This is a genomic window from Pseudomonas sp. PICF6 (genome assembly GCF_009831705.1).
GTDB classification, from domain to species: Bacteria; Pseudomonadota; Gammaproteobacteria; order Pseudomonadales; family Pseudomonadaceae; genus Aquipseudomonas; species Aquipseudomonas rhizophila.
The window spans coordinates 60,495-70,458 of record NZ_WUUD01000033.1; the positions used below are offsets into that span (position 1 = coordinate 60,495).

Below are 9,964 nucleotides of genomic sequence, written 5' to 3' on the forward strand. Positions count from 1 at the left end.
CTTCGGCCTTGGCTTCAATGCCTTCCAAGGCAATACTGTGGCCGGCGCGATGCAGGATTCGTTCGGGATCAGCCGCCTTGTGACCGGGGCACTCCTGGTGCTTGTCACCGGTTTTGTGATCTTTGGTGGAATCAAGCGCATCGCCAAGGCGGCCGATGTCGTGGTGCCCGTCATGGCGCTGGGTTACCTGGCGCTTGCCCTGATCGTCATCGTGATGAACATCGGTGAAATTCCGGCGCTCTTCGTACGCATCGTCTCTAGCGCCTTCGGCTATGAAGAAGCCATCGCCGGTGGCATGGGGGCTGCGATTGCACAAGGCTTGCGCCGCGGGCTGTTCTCAAACGAGGCCGGGCTTGGTTCCGCACCGAACGTTGCAGCCACAGCGCTGGTACATCACCCGGTCAGCCAGGGCATCACCCAATCGTTCTCGGTCTTCATCGACACGATCGTGATTTGCTCGTGCACGGCTTTCATCATCCTGCTGGGTGATGTCTATGTTGCCGGTGCTACAGGTATCGACGGTGTCGTACTGACACAACAGTCACTGGCCAGCCATTTTGGTGAGTGGTCGCGCTACGCGTTGACTCTGGCGATCCTGCTCTTCGCCTTCTCGTCCATCATCTACAACGTCTATCTGGGTGAGAACGCACTGGCGGCCATCACCAAATCCAAACCGGCCCTGCTGGTGCTGCGCGTGTTTATCCTGGGCTTGATTTTCCTCGGCGCCGCGGCCCCGAACGCCACCTCGGTGTTCTTCTTCTCAGATCCGATGATGGGCATTCTGGCACTGGTGAACCTGATTGCGATTTTGATGCTGTTCCCTACTGCGATACGGGTGATCAACGACTTCCGCGCGCAGTTGAAAGCCGGTGTGGCAAGGCCGGTCTTCGATCCGGAAAATTTCCCCGACCTCGATCTCGACCGCAAGGCATGGGATACCAATCGCTGGAAATGATCCCGGCCCGGTCGCAGCCTGGATTGGGCTGTGGCCGCATCTGAAACGGGCTGATGCCAGCATCGTCAAATCTGCGGATACTGCCACCATGACCAACGTCATGGTGGCAGGCATTCCCGAGCGCATCCCAATGGAGTAGGTGGCAAAGGCATGCGAGCCTGTAACATGCCAGCCACCGATATCCACGCCGGAGCCCATCTTGTCTGACACCCGCCCTCCCGTCCTCGACGAAATCGACCGCCAACTGATTGCCGCCCTGCAAATCAATGCCCGGGAAAGCGTCGCCATGCTCGCCCGACAATTGGGCATCGCCCGCACCACCGTGACTTCGCGGCTGGCGCGGCTGGAAAAAACCAAGGTCATCACCGGGTACGGCGTGCGTCTGGGGCAGCGGGTGATAGACGGCGGGTTACAGGCTTACGTCGGCATCAAGGTTCAACCGCGCTCCGGCAAGGACGTGCTGCGGCGCTTGAGTGCGATGGCCCAGGTCCAACAACTGTGTGCGGTCAGCGGCGAATTCGACTATGTGGCCTGGCTGCGCACGGATTCACCGGAGCAACTGGATCAGCTACTGGATCAGATTGGCAGTGTCGATGGGGTGGAGAAAACCACCACTTCGATCATCCTCAGCAGCAAGATCGATCGGGGGCAGCCGGTCTAGAGGGAACCGCCCACTGCCCTTCACCAGAAGGTCCATGCCCAGCAGGTTCCGCCTCGTCACTACGACCAACCCACACATCAAAATGACTGATAACAATCCAGAACGACGACACATTGAGTCTTATTAACGTGTTTCACCCTCTCTAGAATGGCTGGCATCTTTCCTATACTCAGACGCGAAAGCCGCGTCGAGTCGCCCAATCAAGGTCAGCCATGAACAAGAACAATCGCCACCCAGCAGACGGTAAGAAGCCCATCACCATTTTCGGGCCGGACTTTCCTTTCGCTTTTGACGACTGGATCGAGCATCCCGCCGGCCTGGGCAGTATTCCCGCCCACAACCACGGGGCAGAAGTCGCGATTGTCGGTGCCGGGATCGCCGGTCTGGTGGCGGCCTACGAGTTGATGAAGCTGGGCCTCAAGCCGGTGGTCTACGAAGCGTCGAAAATGGGTGGGCGCCTGCGCTCACAAGCGTTCAACGGCGCCGAGGGTGTCATTGCCGAGCTGGGGGGGATGCGGTTTCCGGTGTCGTCCACGGCGTTCTATCACTACGTCGACAAACTGGGCCTGGAGACCAAACCGTTTCCCAACCCTTTGACCCCGGCCTCGGGCAGCACGGTCATCGATCTGGAAGGCCAGACCTACTACGCACAAAAGTTGGCCGACCTGCCAGCATTGTTCCAGGAAGTGGCCGACGCCTGGGCGGATGCGCTGGAGGACGGTTCGCGCTTCGGCGATATCCAGCAGGCGATTCGCGACCGCGACGTGCCACGCCTCAAGGAACTGTGGAACACCCTGGTCCCCCTGTGGGACGACCGCACTTTCTACGACTTCGTCGCCACGTCCAAGGCGTTTGCCAAACTCTCGTTCCAGCACCGTGAAGTGTTCGGCCAGGTGGGTTTCGGCACCGGCGGCTGGGACTCGGACTTCCCCAATTCGATGCTGGAAATTTTCCGCGTGGTGATGACCAATTGCGACGATCATCAGCATCTGGTGGTCGGTGGCGTCGAGCAGGTGCCCCATGGCATCTGGAAGCATGTGCCGGAGCGCTGCGCGCACTGGCCAGAAGGTACCAGCCTCAACTCCTTGCACCTGGGCGCCCCGCGCAGCGGTGTGAAGCGCATCGCGCGCGCCGACGATGGCCGGTTCAGCGTGACCGACGTGTGGGACAACACCCGCGAATATGCCGCGGTGCTGGTCACCTGCCAAAGCTGGCTGCTGACCACTCAGATCGAATGCGAAGAGGCGCTGTTCTCGCAAAAAATGTGGATGGCCCTGGACCGCACCCGCTACATGCAATCGTCGAAGACTTTCGTGATGGTCGACCGGCCCTTCTGGAAGGACAAGGATCCGGAAACCGGCCGCGACCTGATGAGCATGACCCTCACTGACCGCCTCACCCGTGGCACCTATCTGTTCGACAATGGCGATGACAAGCCAGGGGTCATTTGCCTGTCGTACTCGTGGATGAGCGATGCGCTGAAAATGCTCCCCCATCCGGTGGAAAAACGCGTGAAGCTGGCGCTCGACGCCTTGAAGAAGATTTACCCCAAGGTGGACATCGCCGCACGGATCATCGGCGATCCGATCACCGTCTCCTGGGAAGCCGACCCGCATTTCCTCGGCGCATTCAAAGGTGCTCTGCCCGGCCACTATCGCTACAACCAGCGCATGTACGCCCATTTCATGCAGGACGACATGCCGGCCGAACAGCGAGGGATCTTTATCGCCGGCGATGACGTCTCATGGACACCGGCCTGGGTTGAGGGCGCGGTACAAACCTCACTCAATGCCGTGTGGGGAATCATGAAGCACTTCGGCGGTGAAACTCACCCCGAGAACCCGGGGCCAGGTGACGTGTTCGACGAAATCGGTCCGATCGCCCTGCCCGAATAAAAGGAGTTTTTGATGCGTGTAGCCCTTTACCAATGTTCACCGCTGCCGCTGGACCCGGCCGCCAACCTGCAACGCCTGCATCAGGTGGCGCTGGAGGCCAGGGGCGCCGATGTGTTGGTGTTGCCGGAAATGTTCCTGACCGGCTACAACATTGGCGTCGACGCGGTGAATGTATTGGCCGAGGTCTACAACGGCGAATGGGCGCAGCAGATCGCTCGCATCGCCAAGGCGGCCAGTCTGGCGATCGCCTATGGCTACCCGGAACGCAGCGAAGATGGGCAGATTTACAACGCGGTGCAACTGATCGACGCCCACGGCGAACGCCTGGCAAATTATCGAAAGAGTCACCTGTTTGGCGATCTGGACCACGCGATGTTCAGCGCTGGCGATAGCGAGCTGCCCATCGTCGAGCTTAACGGCTGGAAGCTCGGCTTTCTGATCTGCTATGACCTGGAGTTTCCGGAAAACGCCCGGCGCCTGGCCCTGGCCGGCGCCGAACTGATCCTGGTGCCCACCGCCAACATGCAACCCTACGAGTTCATCGCCGATGTCACCGTGCGCGCCCGGGCCATCGAGAACCAGTGTTTTGTGGCTTACGCCAACTATTGCGGTCATGAAGGTGAATTGCAGTACTGCGGCCAAAGCAGCATCGCCGCCCCGGATGGCAGCCGCCCTGCCCTGGCCGGGCTGGACGAGGCCTTGATCGTCGGGGACCTGGATCGGCAACTGATGGAGGATTGCCGTGCGGCCTACAACTACCTGCATGACCGCCGCCCTGAGCTTTACGACGACTTGAACAAACACTGATTGAGAACGCTCCCTAATCCGCTAGCATGAGCGCTTCTCTGTTCTGGAAACGCTCATGTCGGCCGTCGATTCCTTCTGCCCCCACACTGAAACCCTGGCCAACGGCTTGCGAGTGACATTGCGCCATGTCCCCGGCCTCAAGCGCAGCGCTGCGGTGCTGCGGGTGGCGGTCGGCAGCCATGATGCGCCGCTCGCCTGGCCGGGACTGGCGCACTTGCTCGAACATCTTTTCTTCCTCGGCACTGAGCGGTTTCCCACAGAGCAGAACCTGATGACCTACGTGCAACGGCATGGCGGCCAGGTCAATGCCCGCACCAGCGATCGCACCACCGATTTCTTCTTCGAATTACCACCGGCTGCCTTTGCCGGCGGCCTGGAGCGACTCGGGGACATGCTCTCCCATCCGCGCCTGGATGAAACCGTCCAATTGCGCGAGCGAGAAGTGCTGCACGCGGAATTCATCGCCTGGTCTCAGGACCCCACGGCCCAGCGACAAGTGGCCCTGCACGAAGGACTGTCCGCAGCTCATCCACTGCGAGGTTTCCATGCGGGTAATCGCGACAGCCTCGCGGTGCAGCGGGCCGAGTTCCAAATGGCACTGCAAGACTTTTATCGAAGGTTCTACCAGAGCGGCCAAATGACGCTGAGTCTAGCCGGCCCGCAAAGCATCGAAGCCATGAAGGCACTGGCCGAGCAGTTCAGCGGCGATGTGCCTGCGGGTGAAGCGGTCACCCGACAGCCGGCGCCAGAGCTGATGGCATCGCACCAGTCCGGTTATCAACAGGTCAGCCCAGGACGTCTCGATCTGCTGTACGCCTTCGAAGGTTTGCCCGTCGCCTCGCCGCAAACCATGGATTTTCTCTGCACATGGCTGAATAACAGCAAACCGGGGGGCCTGCTCGCCACCTTGCGTCAACGCGGTCTGGCTGACAGCCTCAAGGCATCGGCGCTGTACGAGTTTGCCGAGCAGGCGCTGTTGCACATCGAGTTCAAACTCGACAACGATCACGCACTGAACGACATTCAGCCATTGCTGCACGATTGGTTGGGATTTTTCGCCGCCCAGGACGACTGGGCGCCCTTGCGCGATGAGTTCAGCGCCCGCCTGCAACGTCGGCAGGAGACCGCGACGGCGTTGCAAATGGCCCGTTGGGACAATGAAGAACGTGATGTTCAACTGTCGGAAAACGATCTGTCGCGGCTCAGGGAAATTCTCAAGCAATTGCACCCGGCGGAGCACGTCACCGGGCAATGGCAACTGCCCGCGCCCAACCCGTTCCTGCAAACGACAAGCGAACCACCCCGTACCGGGTTGATACGCGGCCAGACCAGCGCCCATCGCGGTCTGCGCACCTTCGCCCAGGACCGCTCCCGGGGCCGGCGGGAACGTTCCCCCATGCAGTTCAGCCAAGGGCTGGCGGACAACACCTCGCAAGGCGCGGTGTATCTGCGCTGGCGCCTGGCGACGCTGCCCCCGCTCGACCTCTCGGCCAGGCTTGATCGGCATCTGCAGGATCTGCGTGAAGATGCGCAGCAGGCCGGCGTGGAAGTCACCTTTGAGCCCTGCGCCGACCAATGGCTGCTGAAGCTGGTTGGCCTGCAGGCACCGATGCCCTTGGTGCTCGAGCACATTCTGACGAAGCTGGGACAACCACTGCCGCCGGCGCCAGCGAAGAGCGAACCTGCGCTGATACCGATTCGACACCTGTTGAAGGAGCTGCCGATTCATTGCCAGCAAAACTCCCCATCGTCAGCCTTGGCGCTGCCTGATCGCGACAACAGCGTGTGGACGACGGCGCATTGGGACGCACTGGCCATCGGTCTCTCGGCCGCCACCCAGGCAGCAATGGGCCCGGTGCTGGCCCGGGTGCCCGGCATTGCCGGCCAGCAAGCCCAACCGACCTCCCCTTGCCGGCAGCCGATCTGGCACACCCTTCAGACCCACGGCGACGAACAGGCCGTGTTGTTGTTTTGTCCCACGCCTACCCGAGCCCTGCGCGACGAAGCCGCATGGCGGTTGCTGGCACAGCTGTGTCAAACAGCGTTTTACCAGCGCCTGCGGGTCGAGTTGCAGTTGGGTTACGCAGTGTTCAGCGGTGTGAAGCAGATCGATGGGCAGACAGGTTTGTTGTTCGGTGTCCAATCACCCAGCGCCTCGGCGGCCCAGTTGATCGCCCATATCGACCAGTTCCTGAGCGGCCTGCCGGACCGTCTCCAGCAGCTCGACGATTCGACGCTGGCCAGTCAGCAGCAGGCCCTCGCCGCCCAGTTCCAGAGCGCCGCCCTACCCTGCGCCCAAGCGGCCGAACTGCTCTGGCAGGGCAAACTCGCTGGCCATCCGTCGGATTATCTAGAGCAATTGTCCGACGCCATCATGCGTGTGAATCGAGAACAGCTGATGGACGCCGTGGGGCATCTGACTAGCGCCGAAAGTGCACGCTACTGCCTGACCAATGGAGCCTGCCCTGGAGAGCCCTGGCACGCGGTGCCGTGATCATTACAGTCTGTGCAATGAGCTTTCTTGGAGAATTGCAGCCAACGAATATGTCAGATTTAGTAACATAGCCGCCTAAGCATCTGAACATCTCCCTTCGGAGGTGGACTATATGTATAGGTCTCAACCGACCCATCCTGATGACAGCATCCCACCTAAAGGAGTATTTCCATGTCTTGGTCCAAACCCGCATATATCGACCTGCGTATCGGTTTCGAAGTCACCATGTACTTCGCCAGCCGTTGATTGCTGCAGGCGGTTGAACGCGCAGCACAACGCCTCGGTCAGCCGGGGCGTTTTTTATTTCGGTTTGCAGATGGAGCGGCCATGTTTGTCCAGATTCTAGGTTCCGCCGCCGGCGGCGGTTTCCCCCAGTGGAATTGCAACTGCGCCAATTGCGCAGGTTTTCGCAACGGCAGCCTGCGAGCCCAGGCACGCACTCAGTCGTCCATCGCGATTTCCGATGATGGCGTGAACTGGGTGCTGTGCAATGCCTCCCCGGACATTCGCGCCCAGCTCCAAGGATTCGCCCCGATGCAACCGGGTCGGGCACTGCGGGACACCGGTATCGGCGCCATCATTCTGATGGACAGCCAGATCGACCACACCACCGGCCTGCTCAGCCTGCGCGAAGGCTGCCCGCATCAAGTCTGGTGCACCGACATGGTCCATGAAGACCTGAGCACCGGTTTTCCGCTGTTCAACATGCTGACCCACTGGAACGGCGGGCTGAGCTGGAACCGCATCGAACTCGACCAGCCGTTCACCATCCCGGCCTGCCCGAACCTGCGCTTCACTCCCCTGCCGCTGCGCAGCGCAGCGCCGCCCTATTCACCGCACCGCTTCGATCCGCACCCAGGCGACAACATCGGCCTGATCGTCGAAGACCTGCGCACCGGCGGCAAGCTGTTTTACGCCCCAGGCCTGGGCAAAGTCGACGAGCCTTTGCTGGAGATCATGGCCGGCAGCGATTGCCTGTTGGTGGACGGCACGATGTGGGACGACGATGAAATGCAGCGTCGTGGCGTCGGCACCCGCACCGGTCGCGAGATGGGCCATCTGGCACAGAACGGGCCTGGCGGGATGATCGAAGTGCTGGAGCAACTGCCCGAGCCGCGCAAGGTCCTTATTCATATCAACAATACCAACCCGATCCTCGACGAAGACTCGCCCGAGCGGGCCGAGCTTGTACGTCGAAAGATTGAAGTGGCTTACGACGGAATGAGTATTGAGTTGTAGGACGGGCGCGACGATTGTGGGAGTGGGTGTGCGCTGAGTCAGCCAATCGCTGATGGCTGATGAGACGCCATCGCGAGCAGGCTCGCCCCACAGAAGTTTGAGTCGTACCGGATATTTCATGCGTTACAGATCAAGTGTGGCAGCGAGCCTGCTCGCGATGGGGCCAACCCTGACGCCACAGAATCCACGGGAATTGCCCGGAGAACCGCAATGACTGACACCCCCCTGTCCCCCGCCGAGTTCGAAGCGGCCCTGCGCGCCAAGGGTGCGTATTACCATATTCATCACCCGTATCACGTGGCGATGTATGAGGGCCGCGCCACTCGCGAGCAGATCCAGGGCTGGGTCGCGAACCGTTTTTACTATCAGGTGAACATCCCACTCAAGGATGCCGCGATCCTGGCCAACTGCCCGGACCGGGAAATCCGCCGCGAGTGGATCCAGCGCCTGCTCGACCATGACGGCGCGCCCGGCGAAGACGGCGGCATCGAAGCCTGGTTGCGGCTGGGTCAGGCGGTTGGCCTGGATCCCGATCAACTGCGCTCCCAGGAACTGGTGCTGCCGGGCGTGCGCTTCGCGGTGGATGCCTACGTCAACTTCGCCCGCCGCGCCTCTTGGCAGGAAGCCGCCAGCAGCTCCCTGACCGAAATGTTCGCACCGCAGATCCATCAGTCGCGCCTGGACAGCTGGCCGCAGCATTACCCCTGGATCGACCCCGCCGGCTACGAATATTTCCGCACCCGCCTGGGCCAGGCCCGGCGTGACGTGGAGCACGGCCTGGCGATTACCTTGCAGCATTACACCACCCGCGAAGGCCAGGAGCGCATGCTGGAGATTCTCCAGTTCAAACTGGACATCCTCTGGAGCATGCTCGATGCCATGAGCATGGCCTACGAATTGAACCGCCCGCCCTATCACAGCGTGACCGGGCAACGGGTGTGGCACAAAGGAATTACCTTATGAGTTTCGATCGCAGCAAGACCCCACGCTGGCGCCCCGGCTATCGTTTCCAGTACGAGCCGGCACAGAAGGGCCACGTGCTGCTCTATCCTGAAGGCATGATCAAGCTCAACGACAGCGCTTCGCTTATTGGCGGCCTGATCGACGGTGAACGGGATGTGGCCGCCATCATTGGCGAGTTGGCCAAACAGTTCCCCGACGTGCCGGAACTCGGTGACGACATCGAGCAATTCATGGAGGTCGCCCGTGCAGAGCATTGGATCGAACTTGTCTGACGCCACAAGCCTGCCGCCCAAGCCTGAAGTCGGCCTGCCGCTGTGGCTGCTGGCCGAGCTGACCTACCGTTGCCCGTTGCAATGCCCGTACTGCTCCAATCCGCTGGACTTCGCCGAGCAAGGCAAGGAGCTGAGTACCGAGCAGTGGTTCAAGGTGTTTCGCGAGGCGCGTGAGATGGGCGCCGCGCAATTGGGCTTTTCCGGCGGCGAGCCGCTGGTGCGCCAGGACCTGGCCGAACTGATCGCCGAGGCGCGCAGGCTGGGTTTCTACACCAACCTGATCACCTCTGGCATCGGCTTGACCGAGCAGAAAATCAGCGATTTCAAAAAGGCCGGCCTCGACCACATCCAGATCAGTTTCCAGGCCAGCGACGAACAGGTGAACAACCTGCTGGCCGGCTCAAAGAAAGCCTTCGCGCAAAAACTGGAAATGGCCCGGGCGGTCAAGGCCCACGGCTATCCGATGGTGCTGAACTTCGTCACCCATCGGCACAACATCGACAAGATCGACCGCATTATCGAGCTGTGCATCGCCCTTGAAGCCGACTTCGTCGAACTCGCCACCTGCCAGTTCTACGGCTGGGCGCAGCTCAACCGCGTCGGCCTGCTGCCCACCCGGGAACAACTGGTGCGCGCCGAACGTATCACCAACGAATACCGCGCCAGACTGGAGGCCCA

10 protein-coding genes are annotated in these 9,964 nt (G+C 61.1%); all 10 read left to right on the forward strand.

The features are described 5' to 3' along the window. Positions 1 to 955 (forward strand): alanine/glycine:cation symporter family protein (locus GSM73_RS23040; protein ID WP_160894080.1); only part of this gene is annotated, 955 nt, incomplete at its 5' end. A gap of 199 nt (positions 956 to 1,154) precedes the next feature. After that, positions 1,155 to 1,616 (forward strand): Lrp/AsnC family transcriptional regulator, encoded by a 462-nt coding sequence (locus GSM73_RS23045; RefSeq protein WP_024779396.1) that lies wholly within the window; start codon positions 1,155 to 1,157, stop codon positions 1,614 to 1,616. A gap of 212 nt (positions 1,617 to 1,828) precedes the next feature. Beyond that, positions 1,829 to 3,511, forward strand: a complete 1,683-nt coding sequence (locus GSM73_RS23050) for an NAD(P)/FAD-dependent oxidoreductase (protein WP_076383427.1) — start codon at positions 1,829 to 1,831, stop codon at positions 3,509 to 3,511. 12 nt (positions 3,512 to 3,523) lie between these two features. Further along, positions 3,524 to 4,318 (forward strand): carbon-nitrogen hydrolase family protein, encoded by a 795-nt coding sequence (locus GSM73_RS23055; RefSeq protein WP_047228102.1) that lies wholly within the window; start codon positions 3,524 to 3,526, stop codon positions 4,316 to 4,318. A 55-nt stretch (positions 4,319 to 4,373) separates the two neighbouring features. After that, positions 4,374 to 6,812 carry a pyrroloquinoline quinone biosynthesis protein PqqF gene (gene pqqF / locus GSM73_RS23060; RefSeq protein ID WP_160893930.1) on the forward strand — a complete coding sequence of 813 codons (2,439 nt, stop codon included), beginning with the start codon at positions 4,374 to 4,376 and terminating at the stop codon, positions 6,810 to 6,812. Between the two features lie 171 nt (positions 6,813 to 6,983). After that, positions 6,984 to 7,058, forward strand: coding sequence for a pyrroloquinoline quinone precursor peptide PqqA (gene pqqA, locus GSM73_RS23065; protein ID WP_003177660.1), 75 nt, complete (start codon positions 6,984 to 6,986; stop codon positions 7,056 to 7,058). A gap of 81 nt (positions 7,059 to 7,139) precedes the next feature. Next, positions 7,140 to 8,051 carry a pyrroloquinoline quinone biosynthesis protein PqqB gene (gene pqqB / locus GSM73_RS23070; RefSeq protein ID WP_047228104.1) on the forward strand — a complete coding sequence of 304 codons (912 nt, stop codon included), beginning with the start codon at positions 7,140 to 7,142 and terminating at the stop codon, positions 8,049 to 8,051. A 210-nt stretch (positions 8,052 to 8,261) separates the two neighbouring features. Further along, on the forward strand, positions 8,262 to 9,014 hold the full coding sequence (gene pqqC / locus GSM73_RS23075; protein ID WP_047228105.1) for a pyrroloquinoline-quinone synthase PqqC: 753 nt from the start codon (positions 8,262 to 8,264) through the stop codon (positions 9,012 to 9,014). Beyond that, entirely contained in the window at positions 9,011 to 9,286 is a 276-nt protein-coding gene (gene pqqD / locus GSM73_RS23080; protein ID WP_047228106.1) for a pyrroloquinoline quinone biosynthesis peptide chaperone PqqD, read from the forward strand. The genes pqqC and pqqD overlap by 4 nt, the downstream gene beginning before the upstream one ends. Further along, positions 9,258 to 9,964 (forward strand): radical SAM protein (locus GSM73_RS27870; protein WP_372241407.1); only part of this gene is annotated, 707 nt, incomplete at its 3' end. The genes pqqD and GSM73_RS27870, both read left to right, overlap by 29 nt.